Origin of the sequence: Roseovarius sp. (assembly GCF_048262375.1) — a bacterium.
In the GTDB taxonomy this organism is placed as follows: domain Bacteria; phylum Pseudomonadota; class Alphaproteobacteria; order Rhodobacterales; family Rhodobacteraceae; genus Roseovarius.
On the sequence record NZ_JBLXFE010000019.1, the window covers coordinates 16,617 to 31,068 of the forward strand.

A 14,452-nucleotide genomic window follows, 5' to 3' on the forward strand; every position below is an offset into this window, starting at 1 on the left:
AGACGCCCATGCACCGCCTGGCCCTAGCGATGGCCCTTGTCGCCCTGATGACCAGCCCCGCGCTGGCCGGAAAGGTGTTTATCAGCAATGAACGCGGCAACAGCGTTACTGTGGTCGACAGCACGACATGGGAGGTGATCACCGAATTTGCCGCCGGGAACCGTCCGCGCGGCATTACTGCGAGCCCGGATGGCAAGCATCTCTATGTCTGTGCGTCGGATGACAATGTGGTGCGGGTGTTTGATACGGCGACGTATCAGGAATTGCACACGCTGCCCTCGGGGCCGGATCCGGAGCTTTTCGTGCTGCACCCCTCGGGCAACCCGCTTTATATCGCCAATGAGGATGACAACCTTGTCACGGTGACGGATGTGCACACCCATACGATCCTAGCCGAAGTGCCGGTGGGGGTAGAGCCGGAGGGCATGGGGATTTCGCCCGATGGCAAATATGTGGTCAACACCTCTGAGACCACCAATATGGCGCATTTCATCGACACGACGACCTTTGAGATCGTGCAGAATACGCTGGTCGATCAGCGCCCGCGTTTTGCCCAGTATTCGGCGGATGGCAAGCATCTGTTCGTCAGTGCAGAGATTGGTGGCACGGTCAGCGTGATCAATCCTGACGGCGGCGCGATCGAGCACAAGATCACCTTTGCGGTGCCCGGCATCCCGCCCGAGTTGTTGCAGCCGGTAGGGGTGCGCGGGACCTCGGATGGCAAGAAGATTTTTGTGGCACTGGGGCCGTCAAACCGGGTGGCGCTGGTCAATGGTGAGAGTTTCGAGGTGGAGAAATACCTGCTGGTGGGACAGCGCGTCTGGCAATTGGCCTTCGATGTGGAGGAGAGATATCTCTACACCACCAACGGCAATTCCAACGATATTTCGATCATTGATGTCGCGGCTGAAGAGGTCGTGAAATCGGTGCAGGTGGGGCAACAGCCTTGGGGCGTCGTGGTCGTGTCCGATTGATCCAACGGGGAAGAGGAAAGAGTGATGAAACATATGCTGACTGCTGCCGCCTTTGCCATGTTGACAGCCCCCGCCCAAGCTGCGCCGCTTTGTGACGATCTGGGCTTTGCCGGGCTATTGGCAAAATGCAATCGGGGGGACGAGATCAAAGTTACGCTCGCCTCGGGCAAGCCGTTGGGCGAGGGGCCGATCACCCTGCAATCGGGGGCCTATTACGAGATGGAGATCACCGCCGACGGCAGTGCCGAATTGGCGCTGACAGGGCCTGAGTTCTTTCGGGCGATCTGGATGGATGAGATCGTGATCAACGACATCGAGATCCGCCCAATGGCAATCGACAGTCTGGAGTTTGACGATGCGGGCACGGCGGAATTCTCATTTATCGCGATCAAGCCGGGACGCTATAACCTGTTGATCCCCGGCACGACGGGCGAGAGTCAGCGGCTTGAGTTCATCATTCAATAACTCTGTGCCCCGGTCTATGGTGGTCCTCGGACAGGGCGGGAACGCGGTATGACGGGGTTGAAAATCGAGGGGTTGGGGTTCGCCTACGGGGCCAAGCGGGCCTTGGATGCTGTAAGCTTTGAGGTCAGGCAGGGCGCGTTCTGTGCTCTGCTTGGTCCCAATGGCGCGGGAAAATCGACGCTCTTTGCGTTGCTTACCCGGCTTTTCACCACGCGCGAGGGGCAGATCACGGTCATGGGGCATAACATGGCCCGGAACCCGCGTCAGGCATTGGCGCAGAGCGGGGTGGTGTTTCAACAACAGACGCTCGATCTGGATCTGAGCGTGCGGCGCAACCTGCGTTATTTCGCGGCGTTGCACGGTTTGGCGGGGCGTGCGGCGGAGATGCGGATCGAGGCGGCGCTGGAGCGGATGGCGATGGTCGAGCGTGCGGATGAATTGGCGCGCGACCTGAATGGTGGGCACCGCAGGCGCACCGAAATTGCCCGCGCGCTGGTGCATCAACCCTCTGTTTTACTGCTGGATGAGCCGACCGTGGGCCTTGATACCGAAGCACGGCGTGCGATTACTGCCCATGTGCATGACCTCTGCGCCAGCGATGGTCTGACCGCGCTCTGGGCCACGCATCTGACCGATGAAGTCTGGCCCGAGGACCGGCTGGTGATCCTGCACCGGGGGCGGGTGCTGGCCGATGGGAGGGCGCGCGAGATTGCCGGGCAAGACGGGCTGACCGAGCGGTTTCTGAGCCTGACAGGGGCGCCCGCATGAGGCCGCTCTTGATCGCACTGGCGGCGATTGTCACGCGCGAGGCGCTGCGGTTTGCGCGGCAACGCTCGCGGTTTGTGTCGGCCCTTGTGCGACCTCTGGTGTGGCTGGTGGTGTTTGCCGCCGGGTTTCGCGCGGCGCTCGGTCTGTCGATCATCCCGCCCTATCAGACCTATATCAGCTATGAGACCTATATCGTGCCGGGGCTGTGCGGGATGATCCTGCTCTTCAACGGCATGCAATCCTCGCTCAGTCTGGTATATGATCGGGAAATGGGGTCGATGCGGTTGCTCTTGACCAGCCCGCTGCCGCGTTGGTGGTTATTGTTCAGCAAGATCCTCGCGGGGACGGTCGTGTCGGTGCTGCAATGCTATGCGTTTCTGGCCATTGCGGCCGCGATGGGGATCAAGATGCCGGTGATGGGCTATGTCACGGTGCTGCCCGCGCTGATCCTTGGCGGGGTGATGTTGGGGGCACTGGGCGTGGCACTGTCGTCCTTTATCAGCCAGATGGAGAATTTCGCGGGGGTGATGAACTTTGTGATCTTCCCGACGTTTTTCATGTCCACCGCGCTCTATCCGCTGTGGCGTATGGCCGAAAGCTCGGGTTTCTTGCGGAATATCTGCGCGGTCAACCCGTTCAGCCATGCGGTCGAGTTGATCCGCTTCGCGCTTTATGAGCAGTTTAATGGTATGGCTCTCCTGTGGGTCGCGCTGGCCAGTCTGGCCTTTCTGGGGCTTGCGCTCTGGGGCTATGATCCGGGGCGGGGCCTGATGCGGCGACGGGGATGAGCGCTCTCAGACCTTGGTGTGAGTAGGCCGTTGCCTAAGCCTTTGCTAGGGTGATCAGATGACATCGAAAACGGCGCATATTCCCGGAACACGGCCCGCCTCAGCGGGGCCGGGACGTTTCAGCACGGCGTTGATCGTCGATGATCATCCGCTGTTTTGCGATGCGCTGTCGATGACGCTGAAATCCGTAGCGGGGATCGCCCGGATCGACACCGCTGAGAGCCTCGATCAGGCGCTGGCGATGGTGGCCGAAAATGGTCCGCCCGATATTATCGTGCTCGACCTCAACCTGCCTGATGTGACTGGGTTGGACGGTTTGGCACGGCTCAAGGCGGTGGCGGGCGAGACGCCGATCGTGGTCGTCTCTTCGATGTCAGAGAGCCGCATGGTGTGCTCGGTCATTCATGCAGGTGCGGTCGGGTTCGTGCCCAAGCACAGCCAGCGCCCGGTATTTCGCGCGGCGTTCGAGGCAATTGCGGCGGGCGAGATATTCCTGCCTGAGGGCGTTGTGTTGACCAAGACGCCCGAGCAGCCGGTCAATGACCGCGACGAGGCGGTGGAGCGCCTAGCGCATCTGACGCGGCAGCAGGCGCGTATCCTGCAACTGATTTGTGAGGGGCGGCTGAACAAGCAGATCGCCTATGAGTTGTCGATTGCCGAGACCACGGTCAAGACCCATGTCACGGCTATCATGCGCAAGCTGGGGGTGCAGACACGCACACAGGCGGTGTTGATCGCCCAAATGGCCAGCTTCTCTAACGTCTTGCGCCAGACGGATTAAGCGGATTACGCTCTGGCTGGGGCGGAGGGGCCCCACGGGAGGAGTGATGGACAGCAGCCTGACCGAATTGGGCACGCTGAGCGACAGGTCGATTGTCGCGCGGGCCGAGGTGTCGCATGACGCGGAGGATGCGATTGGCACGCTGCGCCGTGCCATGGGTGACGTGCCGCTGGCGCTGGTCCTGTTCTTTGTTACGCCCCAGGCGGATTTCGAGGGGCTCATGGCCGAGGCATGCCGGGTTTTCGCGGATACGCGCTGTGTCGGGTGCACGACAGCCGGAGAAATCGGTATGGCGGGCTATGCCGATGGCAGTATCGTGGCCGTGGGTTTTGCTGCCGATCATTTCCACGCGGTCTTGCAGGTTGTCACACCGCTCTCGGAGCTCGACAGTACGGCCTGCGTGTCTCAGACGGTGCGGGCGCGGGCATGGCTGGCGACGCAGGCTGGCGAGGCGCTGCCAAATGAATTTGCCTTTCTGGCAGTCGATGGCCTCTCGCTCAAGGAGGACGAATTGGTTGCGGCGCTTGCGGCGGGGCTGGGGCCCATGCCGCTCTTTGGCGGGTCGGCGGCGGATGGCGAGCGGTTTGCGCAGACGTTGATTTCCTGCGACGGGGTGGCATTGCGCAATGCCGCTGTGGTCTGTCTCATGCGCACCGATTGTCCGGTACGTGTGTTTCGCCTCGATCATTTCCAGCCCACTGACCGGCGTATGGTCGTGACGGATGCAGACCCGGCGCGCCGCATCGTGCATCAGATCAACGCCGAGGTGGCGGCGCAGGAATATGCCCGCATTCTGGGCTGCCGGATCGACGAATTGACGCCCTCGACCTTTGCCGAAAACCCGGTGGTGGTGCGGATCGGCGGCCAGCATCATGTGCGCGCCATTCAGCGCGCTGAGGCCAATGGCGACCTGCAATTCTTTTCCGCCATTGACGAGGGATTGGTCCTAACCCTAGCGCAATCGCAGGATATGGCGGCGCATCTGGATCGCGAACTGGCCGGGCTGGCCACCGATACGCAGCCATTGACGGTGTTGGCCTGCGATTGCATCCTGCGCCGGACCGAGGTGCAGCAGCGCCAGATCGGGCCAGAGATTTCGCGCATTCTTGCGGCGCATCGGGTGGTTGGGTTTTCCACCTATGGCGAGCAGATCAACGGGCTGCATGTCAACCAGACAATGACCGGGGTGGCAATCTATCCCCCCATCGAGCGCTAGGCCATGTCGGAAGCACTGATCGACAGGTCTGATTCCCCCGAGCGGCAGAACAGTAAACTTCTCAAGATCATCGAGGTGCTGATGCGCCGGGTCGAGCAGGTGACAGATGACGGCGGTGCCGCCTATGCGCATTTCGAGCGGGCGGTGATTCTGGAGGATCAGATCAGCGAACGCACCCGCGATCTGGAACATGCGCTCGACCTGCTCAATGACTCCAATGCGCAATTGGCGCAGGCGATCCGGCAGGCCGAGCGCGCGCGCTCGGATCTCGCCAATGCCATCGAGACGATTCAGGAAGGTTTCGCGCTCTTTGATACCGATGGGCGGCTGGTTCTGAACAACAGCCGTTTTGGCATGTATATGCCCGATCTGGTGGCCGAATTGCGCCCCGGTCTGGAATTTGCCGATTATGTGCGCCACGCCAGCCAGAGCCGGTTTCTGGAACTGCCCGACATGCAGAGCCGCAGCGATTGGGCGGCGCGGCGGATGCAACTGCATCAGGAAAAGCATGTGATGTTCAACCTCAACCTGACCGGCGATTGCTGGGTTCAGGTCAGTGAGCACCGCACCCGCGACGGCCAAACCGTGATCCTGCAAACCGACATCACCGATATTATCCGGCTGGAGCGGCGCGAGCGCGGCAAGCTGCTGGATGATCAGGCGCAGTTGATCCGCGCCACGCTGGAACACATTGATCAGGGTGTATGCATCTTTGATCGTGGCGGTCAGTTGCGCGGCTGGAATCAGAACGCAGGCAGCATGCTGTCAATTCCGCTCTCTGGGTTTCGGGTCGGGATCGCGTTTGACGTGATCCTTCGTCGGATTGGCAGTGATTTCAAGATAGAGGGTGGGTTGACCGCGCGTGATGTTGCGGCGTGGGTGGCCGCGCAGGACCGGCGCGCGCCACTGCGGTTCTATATGCGCTCTGGCACGCACAAGACACTGGATGTGTTTGCCCGGCAGATGCCGGACCGGGGTTTTGTCATCAGCTTTTCGGATGTGACAGCCGAGCGTGCGGCGGCGCGCGCCCTGGCACATGCCAATGAGCGTCTGGAACAGCGGGTGCGCGACCGCACGCTGGAGCTTGAGGATGCTTTGGCCAAGGCCGAACGGGCCAATGCGTCGAAGTCCCGGTTTGTGGCGGCGGCGAGCCATGATCTGCGTCAGCCCTTGTCGGCGGCGCGGCTCTATCTGGCGTCAATCCACGAAGAGTTGGCGAGCGAGGACCACCGTGCGCTGATGGACAAGGCGCAGCGCGCGTTGACAAGTGTTGAGGATATTATTGACGCCTTGCTTGATATCTCGCGATTGGAATCAGGGCATGTCGAGGTGGATGTGACCCATGTGCCGCTGACGCGCATTCTGGATCAACTGTTCGATGAATTTGCTCCGGTTGCGGCGCTCAAGGGATTGGAACTGCGCTATGTGCCCTGCGCTGTCATGGTCGAGAGCGACGCCAGTTATCTGCGCCGCATCCTGCAGAACCTGATCGCCAATGCGATCCGCTATACCCCCTCTGGTAAGGTGCTGGTGGGTGCGCGGCGGCAGGGGCGCAATCTGCGGATCGAGGTGCGCGACACCGGGCCGGGGATCGCGCCCGCCGATCAGGACCGGATTTTTCAGGAATTTCACCGTCTGGATGCGCATGTCAGCGCCGCCGAGGGCATGGGATTGGGCTTGGCGATTGTGGACCGTGCCTGTGCGCTTTTGGGTCATCCGCTGGAATTGCGGTCTGATCTGGGCTGTGGTGCCTGTTTCAGCGTGACGGTTCCGTGGGTTTACCCTGTCAAACCCGCTCAGGAGGCGCGCGGCATCCCGCAGGCCGGAGGGGTGACACGCGCCTCGCTGGACGGGCGTATTGTGCTTTTGATCGAAAATGATTCTGGTCTGCGTGAGGCGATGACCCTGCTCTTGCGCGGATGGGGCGCGGATGTTGTGGACGCTGCCAATCTGTCCGAAGCGCTGTCGCAATTGGCCGATCTGGGGCTGAACCCGGATGCGATGCTGGTGGATTACGAATTGGACGAAGACGCGCGGGGTCCAGAGGTGGTGGTGCAGATCATTGCGCGGCACGGTCCGATTCCGACGCGGATCATCACCGGGCATTTGAGTGCTGATGTGCGGGTTCAGTGCCGCGCGGCTGGGCTTGAGCTGTTGCCAAAGCCGATCGACCCTGCTCAGCTTGAGGCGTTTCTGACGGCGCTAGAGCGTTAAGGCGATGGCACAGGATGGCGCGCGGCTCGGGCAAGGAAAAGGGCCGCCCGGTGGCGACCCTTTTGCATCCAGAGAGATGCGTGTTCAGAGTTTGAGGTTGGGGATGATCTGCTTTTTGCGGCTCATGATGCCGGGCAGGACCACGGCGTCACCCGAAACGGTCGCGCCAAAGCTCTTTTCGGCAACCGTTTTCACCAGATCGTTGGGGACGAGCAGGGTGGCCTCTTCGTTCAGGATATCCACGACAAAGAGCAACACCTGATCGACACCATCCTCGGCGGCGACGGTTTTCATGCTGTCCATCAGGCTGGCCTTGCGATCGAGCACGATGGCGGGCGACGTGGTTTCCAGCACGCTGACGCGGAATTTGGTGCCTGCGACTTCGTATTCTTTGGAATCCATACGCAGCAATTCGGCATCGGAGAAGGCGGAGACGTCGGATTTTGCCGCGAACATTTCTGCGGCGTAATCAGGGATCGAGATGCCCAGATCAGCGGCCAGACGCTCGGCCACCGCGCGGTCATGCGGGGTGGTCGTGGGAGAGCGGAATTCGAGCGTATCGCTGAGAATGCAGGTCAGCGCCGTGCCCTTGGCCCAATCGGGCATTTTGGCTGCGTCATCGCCCATCAAATCGAGCATGATGGTCGCGGTACAGGCCAGCGGGCGCACGGTGATGTCGATCGGACCCTTGGTTTCCAGGCCGCCAACCAGCTTGTGATGGTCGATGATAGCCTGAATGTCGGCGTTGTTCACATTGGCGGGCAATTCGGCGGGGTTGTTGGTGTCGACGATTACGCAGGGCTGGTCCGTTTCGACATCCGAAATGATGCGCGGTTTGGGCAGATCCCATTTGCGCAGCAGAAAGGCCGCCTCGGTGTTCGGCTCGCCCAGCAGGACCGCTTCGGCCTTGGTGCCCTTCACTTGGTTGAGATACCAAGCCCAGAGGACGGGCGATCCGGTGGAATCAGTGTCGGGGGATTTGTGGCCGAAAACAAGCGTGGTCATGGGGTTAATCCTGTGATTAAGACGGGTTTGCGCGCCTTATAGGCGGGGCTACGGGCTTTGTCACCCGGTCGATGCTGCACTGCGGCATAAATTCCTGATAGGTTCTCTGTTGGAAAGCCAAATTTTTCCGTATCAAACCGGTTGACTCATCTGCGCTCACTGCCTAGCTATGCGTCGTTATCACTCTAACCCCGTGAGTGCTAACGATCTCCAATGAGAGATCACTAGGGAGTAACTTTGAGCCAAGGAGCCTCAGAGATGGCATTTAAACCGCTGCACGACCGCGTGCTTGTCCGCCGCGTTGAAAGCGAAGAGAAAACCGCAGGCGGGCTGATTATCCCCGACAGCGCCAAGGAAAAGCCGAGCCAAGGCGAAGTTGTTTCCTGCGGCGATGGCGCCCGCAAGGACAATGGAGAACTGATCGCAATGGCCGTTAAGGCTGGCGATACCATTCTGTTCGGCAAATGGTCGGGCACGGAAGTCACGGTTGATGGCGAAGAGCTGTTGATCATGAAGGAAAGCGACATTCTGGGCGTGATCGCGTAAGGGTATTCCCCCTCACACTGATCTGACCGGAACTCAAAACACGGGAGCACCTTATAATGGCTGCAAAAGACGTACGCTTTAGCACAGACGCCCGCAATCGCATGCTCAAGGGCGTGAACATCCTGGCCGACGCGGTCAAGGTGACACTGGGACCCAAGGGCCGCAATGTGGTTCTGGACAAATCCTTTGGCGCACCGCGCATCACCAAGGACGGTGTATCGGTTGCCAAGGAAATCGAACTGGACGACAAGTTCGAGAACATGGGCGCGCAGATGGTGAAGGAAGTTGCTTCCCGCACCAACGACGAAGCCGGTGACGGCACCACCACCGCGACGGTTCTGGCTCAGGCCATCGTCAAGGAAGGCATGAAGGCGGTTGCCGCCGGCATGAATCCGATGGACCTCAAGCGTGGTATCGACCTGGCAACCAGCAAGGTTGTCGAGTCCATCAAGGCGGCATCGCGCCCGGTGAACGACAGCGCCGAAGTGGCGCAGGTCGGCACGATCTCTGCCAATGGCGAGGCCGAAATCGGCCGTCAGATCGCCGATGCAATGCAGAAAGTCGGCAACGAGGGTGTCATCACCGTCGAAGAGAACAAAGGCCTCGAGACCGAGACCGATGTGGTCGAAGGTATGCAGTTCGACCGTGGCTATCTCAGCCCCTATTTCGTGACCAACAGCGACAAGATGATTGCAGATCTCGATGACTGCATCATTCTGCTGCACGAAAAGAAACTGTCGAGCCTCCAGCCGATGGTGCCGCTGCTCGAGCAGGTGATCCAGTCGCAGAAGCCCTTGCTGATCATTGCTGAGGATGTCGAAGGCGAAGCCCTCGCAACTCTCGTTGTGAACAAGCTGCGCGGTGGCCTCAAGATTGCAGCCGTCAAGGCCCCCGGCTTTGGCGACCGTCGCAAGGCAATGCTGCAGGATATCGCCATTCTGACCGGTGGTCAGGTGATCTCTGAAGATCTGGGCATGAAGCTTGAGAACGTCGGCATGGACATGCTTGGTTCTGCCAAGAAGGTGTCGATCACCAAAGATGCGACCACCATCGTTGACGGCGCTGGCGAAAAGGCCGAGATCGAGGCACGGGTCAGCCAGATCCGTCAGCAGATCGAGGACACCACCTCGGATTACGACCGCGAGAAGCTGCAAGAGCGCGTGGCCAAGCTGGCCGGTGGCGTTGCTGTCATCCGCGTTGGCGGCATGACCGAAGTCGAAGTGAAAGAGCGCAAGGATCGCGTCGATGACGCGCTGAACGCAACCCGCGCTGCCGTGCAAGAAGGCATCGTGGTTGGCGGTGGCGTCGCTCTGGTGCAGGCGGCCAAGAAGCTTGCGGGCCTCGAAGGCGCAAACAGCGACCAGAACGCCGGTATCACTATCGTGCGTCGTGCGCTCGAAGCACCGCTGCGCCAGATCGCCGAGAATGCCGGTGTTGACGGCTCTGTCGTTGCGGGCAAGATCCGTGAGAGCGAAGACCCCAAGTTCGGTTACAACGCCCAGACCGACGAATATGGCGACATGTTCAAGTTTGGCGTCATCGACCCGGCCAAGGTTGTCCGCACCGCGCTTGAGGATGCGTCCTCGATCGCTGGCCTGCTGATCACCACCGAAGCGATGGTGGCCGACAAGCCCCAGAAAGAGAACGCTGGCGGCGGCATGCCCGACATGGGCGGCATGGGCGGCATGGGCGGCATGATGTAAGCCACCCGTAGCGTTATGCTATTGGACGGGGGTCGCCTTTGGGCGGCCCCTTTTCGTTTTGGGCCCTTGTCGCAATCCGGAAGGATCGGCAGCAGACGCGCCTGAGGTCCGGGCTTTGGGAAGGTCAGGGCTTTTGGAGTTTGATAACCTTGCGAATATTCAGAAGAATGCCACTTCCACGAATTTCTATGTATCCAATACCCTCGACCTCGCACAGATTCTTGATATTGATATTGACGCCCAAAACCCTGCAGTCGCGCTTCACGCGCTCCCGCGTTTCTCGTCCCGCCTCTATGGTGGCGGGGAATGGCTCTTGGTCAGCATTGTAAAATATAAACGGGTTATCGCTCAGATCGCTGCTGTCATATTCGAGCCTGCCGCTGAATGTAATTTCGGCGGAGGTCATGGATTTTAGATAGGTGTCAAAACTCTGAGTCTGGGCCAGTGCCGGAGAGAGCGCGGCGAGAAAGCAGCATGCAACGGCGACTGTTAGCCCGGGTTTCGCCGTCCTCATTTTGTCACCTCACAGGCCATTCGTTGATCATGGATCGCAACCACCCGGTTTGCCAAGCTCATCGTCCCGAGACCCCATGTAACCCATCCGGTCATAGCCAGAGTTTCGCCTCCAAGTCCCACGCCTGTATCGCAGGCCGTGTCGATTCAGCCGATGATCACGCTATCCACAGCTTTGAAGTTTGCAACAACAATCCCACTCATTACCACTGAAGCAGCCAGAGAGCCCGAGGGCGGTCCAATCCCTTTGAGGCCGCGCCTGGTGTTGGCGTTTGGATTTGAGTATTTGAAGAACGCTGAAAACTGCAAGTTCACGATAGTCTGACTGTACCCCCGATGCAGGAGAGGGTAGCAAAGGCTATGCGCCTTTTATTCCTGACTGTTCTCACAATGATCGCTTTTGCCGCCAATTCGGTGTTGAACCGGATGGCCTTGGCGGGGGGCAGCATAGATGCGGTCAGCTTTGGTGTTATTCGCCTGATGTCCGGGGCGGTGATGCTGGCCATTTTGTGTCTGGTGTTGCGCGGGCGGCTTCAGCTCTTTGGGCCGGGCCGTGTGGTCGGGGCGCTGTCACTCTTGGTTTATCTCTACGGATTTTCCATGGCCTACCAAGCGCTTGACACGGGGTTGGGGGCGCTGATCCTGTTTGGCGTGGTACAGATCACCATGTTTGCAGGTGGGCTGATCGCGCGTGAGGCAATGCCCGCGCGGCGCTGGATTGGGGCGGGGTTGGCCTTTGGCGGCCTGGCATGGCTGTTATGGCCCGGTGCGGGGCCGCAGGTCAGCGTGATCCATGGTCTGTTGATGGCGGCTGCTGGTGTGGGCTGGGGTGTCTATTCACTGAATGGGCGCAGAGCCGGAGAGGCGCTGATGGCCACGGCGGCGAATTTCGTGTGGGCGGCGCCTGTGGGGCTGTTTGTGGGGTGGCTGATGCCGAGAGGCGCTGCAGGCGTGCAGCTTGGCGCAGAGGGCGTGATCCTTGCGGTGTTGTCCGGCGCGGTGACATCCGGGTTGGGGTATGCGCTCTGGTACAGCATTTTGCCCCGACTGGCGGCGTCTGTTGCGGCTGTGGCGCAACTCACCGTGCCGGTGATCGCCATGGCCGGCGGGATGGTGATCCTTGGCGAAGCGCTGAGCGCGGAGTTCGTGTTGGCGAGTGCGCTGGTCCTTGGTGGGGTTGCTGTCTCGGTGATCCGGGGCCGGCGCTAGGGGCCAACAATTTCCTCCAGCGGATCATAACCCATTCCGCGCCGAAACGCGACGTGAACAAGGCTGTCTGGTTTGAAACGGAGGCTTTCCATTTCGGCCTGGGTCACCCACTGGCGACGGGTGACGATCCGCTCTGGATCCTGCCAGTCATCAGACAGGGTGCCAGTGATGAGCGTGCAGCGAAAGAACACCTCGACCTGATGAAACCCGGTGCCGGGGGCATGGAATTCATTGATCAGGCAAGGCGGTCCGACGCGGATGGTCAGGCCGGTTTCCTCATGCACTTCTCGGATCAGATTGTCGGGCAGGGACGATCCTGTCTCGACCCCGCCGCCCGGCGCGCACCAAAGCGTGCTGGCGGCATCGGCATAGGCGTTGACCAGCAACAGGCGATCCTGAACCACGATCACGGCGCGGGCGGCGAGGCGGGGAGGCGGCATGCGGGAACCTGCGTGCAAGGGAATGACGCGGATGAGCCTAAGCGGTGCGTGTCAGGGTGAAAAGGGGTTGTGTTTGGCCCCCGCCTTGGGCCAGCTTGCGCGCAACCACGGGATAGGAGCCGGACATGAGAACCAATGCGCGAAATGGGGGCCAATTGCTGGTGGAGTGCCTGCTTGCACTCGGGGCGCGGCACAGTTTTGGTGTGCCGGGAGAGAGCTATCTGGCGGTTCTCGATGCGTTGCATGACACGGCCGGGCGGCTCGATTTCACACTCTGTCGGCAAGAGGGCGGTGCCGCCTTTATGGCTGCGGCCTATGGTAAGCTGACGGCACGCCCCGGCATTTGTTGGGTCACGCGGGGACCGGGGGCGACCAATGCCTCGATCGGGGCGCATACTGCGATGCAAGACAGCGCGCCGATGATCCTTTTCGTGGGGCAGGTCGGCACCGACATGAAAGGGCGCGAAGCCTTTCAGGAGCTGGATTACCGGGCGGTGTTCGGAACCATGGTGAAATGGGCGGTCGAGATTGATCAGGTGGCGCGCATCCCTGAAATCGTGGCGCGGGCGTGGAAAACCGCCGTCACTGGTCGCCCCGGCCCGGTGGTGGTGGCCCTGCCCGAGGACATGCTGACCGATGTGACCGAGGTTGCCCCGCTTACGGGTCCGGGAACCTACCCGGAGCCCGAGCCTGCTGCACAGGCTGTGGCGCAGCTGCGCGACGTGCTGGCAAGCGCCAAGCGCCCCCTCATTGTCTATGGCGGATGCAATTGGTCAGAGGCCGGGCGCGCGGCCTTGCAGCACTTTGCCGAAGGCTCTGATATACCGGTTGTGTCAGTGTTTCGCTATCAGGATCGGTTCGACAATCATTCCCCGGTTTTTTGCGGTGAGGCAGGGGTGGGTATGGTGCCCAATGTGCGCCGGCTGTTGACCGAGGCGGATGTGATTCTGGCGATCAACAACCGATTTGGCGAGAATTCCACCGATGGTTACACGGTGTTTGATCTGCCGCAGCCAGCGCAGCGCCTCATTCATGTCCATGGCTCTGACCTGGAACTGGGCAAGGTCTATCAGCCGGAACTGGGCATTCAGGCGGGGCCCAATGCCTTTGCTCTGGCGCTCAACGCGGCTGGGCCGGTGCAGGGCGATTGGGGGGCGTGGCGGATCGAGGGGCGTGCAGGCTATGAGACGGGGTTTGATCTGCCGGATCTGCCGTCGCCGGTCGATATGGGCAAGGTGGTAACCTATTTACGCTCTGTTCTGCCAGAGGATGCGATCATCACAAACGGGGCGGGAAATTTCGCCATCTGGTCGGGGCGTTTCCTGAAATACGGGGCGGGCATGCGCCTGCTGGCGCCACAATCGGGCGCTATGGGCTATGGCATTCCGGCGGCGATTGCTGCCAAGGTGGTGTATCCTGACCGGCGTGTCGTCTGTTTTGCGGGCGATGGTGATTTCCAAATGACCTGTCAGGAACTGGCGGCGGCGGCGCAGGCCGGTGCGCAGCCGATCATTCTGCTTTTGAACAACGGGATCTATGGCACAATCCGTGCCCATCAGGAGCGCAACTATCCAGAGCGCGTGTCAGGCACGACTATGGTCAATCCGGATTTTGCCGCCCTTGCGCGGGCGTATGGGTTCCACGGCGAGCGTGTGGAACGCACCGAGGATTTCGCGGCTGCGTTCGAGCGCGCCTGCGCGTCACAGACCGGTGCAGTGCTCGATCTCGTGATTTCACCAGAGGCGCTGACCCCGCGTGTGACCCTGAGCGAGATGCGCGCGGCCGGGCTCCGGATGCGGGACAAGGTGTAAACCCTGTTCAGCGTGCGCG

At 60.8% G+C, this 14,452-nt stretch carries 14 protein-coding genes; 11 read left to right on the forward strand and 3 right to left on the reverse strand.

Annotated features, from left to right (window positions below; genetic code table 11):
* Positions 1-8 precede the first annotated feature (8 nt).
* The 7 genes from ACN0SW_RS16340 to ACN0SW_RS16370 are packed head-to-tail and all read left to right on the forward strand — an operon-like array spanning position 9 to position 7,206.
* On the forward strand, positions 9-974 hold the full coding sequence (locus ACN0SW_RS16340; protein WP_417728995.1) for a PQQ-dependent catabolism-associated beta-propeller protein: 966 nt from the start codon (positions 9-11) through the stop codon (positions 972-974).
* A 24-nt stretch (positions 975-998) separates the two neighbouring features.
* Positions 999-1,439 carry a hypothetical protein gene (locus ACN0SW_RS16345; RefSeq protein WP_417728996.1) on the forward strand — a complete coding sequence of 147 codons (441 nt, stop codon included), beginning with the start codon at positions 999-1,001 and terminating at the stop codon, positions 1,437-1,439.
* A 48-nt stretch (positions 1,440-1,487) separates the two neighbouring features.
* Positions 1,488-2,207 carry an ABC transporter ATP-binding protein gene (locus ACN0SW_RS16350; RefSeq protein WP_417728997.1) on the forward strand — a complete coding sequence of 240 codons (720 nt, stop codon included), beginning with the start codon at positions 1,488-1,490 and terminating at the stop codon, positions 2,205-2,207.
* Positions 2,204-2,995: an ABC transporter permease gene (locus ACN0SW_RS16355; RefSeq protein ID WP_417728998.1), complete on the forward strand. Its 792-nt coding sequence runs from the start codon at positions 2,204-2,206 to the stop codon at positions 2,993-2,995. The genes ACN0SW_RS16350 and ACN0SW_RS16355 overlap by 4 nt, the downstream gene beginning before the upstream one ends.
* Before the next feature lie 58 nt (positions 2,996-3,053).
* Positions 3,054-3,776: a response regulator gene (locus ACN0SW_RS16360; RefSeq protein ID WP_417728999.1), complete on the forward strand. Its 723-nt coding sequence runs from the start codon at positions 3,054-3,056 to the stop codon at positions 3,774-3,776.
* Positions 3,777-3,822: 46 nt separating this feature from the next.
* The gene (locus ACN0SW_RS16365; RefSeq protein WP_417729000.1) at positions 3,823-4,992 is read left to right on the forward strand and encodes an FIST N-terminal domain-containing protein; all 1,170 of its coding nucleotides are present in this window, start codon (positions 3,823-3,825) and stop codon (positions 4,990-4,992) included.
* Between the two features lie 3 nt (positions 4,993-4,995).
* A complete protein-coding gene (locus ACN0SW_RS16370) occupies positions 4,996-7,206 on the forward strand; it encodes a PAS-domain containing protein (protein ID WP_417729001.1) in 2,211 nt (736 codons plus the stop codon).
* 84 nt (positions 7,207-7,290) lie between these two features.
* On the opposite strand, the gene ACN0SW_RS16375 is transcribed toward ACN0SW_RS16370, so the two are convergent.
* The gene (locus tag ACN0SW_RS16375; protein ID WP_417729002.1) at positions 7,291-8,211 is read right to left on the reverse strand and encodes a manganese-dependent inorganic pyrophosphatase; all 921 of its coding nucleotides are present in this window, start codon (positions 8,209-8,211) and stop codon (positions 7,291-7,293) included.
* 258 nt (positions 8,212-8,469) lie between these two features.
* Here ACN0SW_RS16375 and groES point away from each other — a divergent pair, with 258 nt between their 5' ends.
* Together groES and groL are read left to right on the forward strand one after the other, a co-directional pair.
* A complete protein-coding gene (gene groES / locus ACN0SW_RS16380) occupies positions 8,470-8,757 on the forward strand; it encodes a co-chaperone GroES (RefSeq protein WP_037246573.1) in 288 nt (95 codons plus the stop codon).
* A gap of 56 nt (positions 8,758-8,813) precedes the next feature.
* Positions 8,814-10,460, forward strand: coding sequence for a chaperonin GroEL (gene groL / locus ACN0SW_RS16385; protein WP_417729003.1), 1,647 nt, complete (start codon positions 8,814-8,816; stop codon positions 10,458-10,460).
* Positions 10,461-10,584: 124 nt separating this feature from the next.
* Here groL and ACN0SW_RS16390 read toward each other — a convergent pair whose 3' ends face one another.
* Positions 10,585-10,974, reverse strand: a complete 390-nt coding sequence (locus tag ACN0SW_RS16390; RefSeq protein WP_417729004.1) for a hypothetical protein — start codon at positions 10,972-10,974, stop codon at positions 10,585-10,587.
* Positions 10,975-11,333: 359 nt separating this feature from the next.
* Between ACN0SW_RS16390 and ACN0SW_RS16395 the strand changes: the two genes are divergently transcribed.
* Entirely contained in the window at positions 11,334-12,182 is an 849-nt protein-coding gene (locus ACN0SW_RS16395) for a DMT family transporter (protein ID WP_417729005.1), read from the forward strand.
* On the opposite strand, the gene ACN0SW_RS16400 is transcribed toward ACN0SW_RS16395, so the two are convergent.
* A complete protein-coding gene (locus ACN0SW_RS16400) occupies positions 12,179-12,622 on the reverse strand; it encodes an NUDIX domain-containing protein (protein WP_417729006.1) in 444 nt (147 codons plus the stop codon). The two genes, ACN0SW_RS16395 and ACN0SW_RS16400, sit on opposite strands and share 4 nt — an antisense overlap.
* Positions 12,623-12,747: 125 nt before the next feature.
* Between ACN0SW_RS16400 and ACN0SW_RS16405 the strand changes: the two genes are divergently transcribed.
* Positions 12,748-14,433 (forward strand): thiamine pyrophosphate-dependent enzyme, encoded by a 1,686-nt coding sequence (locus ACN0SW_RS16405; RefSeq protein WP_417729007.1) that lies wholly within the window; start codon positions 12,748-12,750, stop codon positions 14,431-14,433.
* Positions 14,434-14,452: the final 19 nt, after the last annotated feature.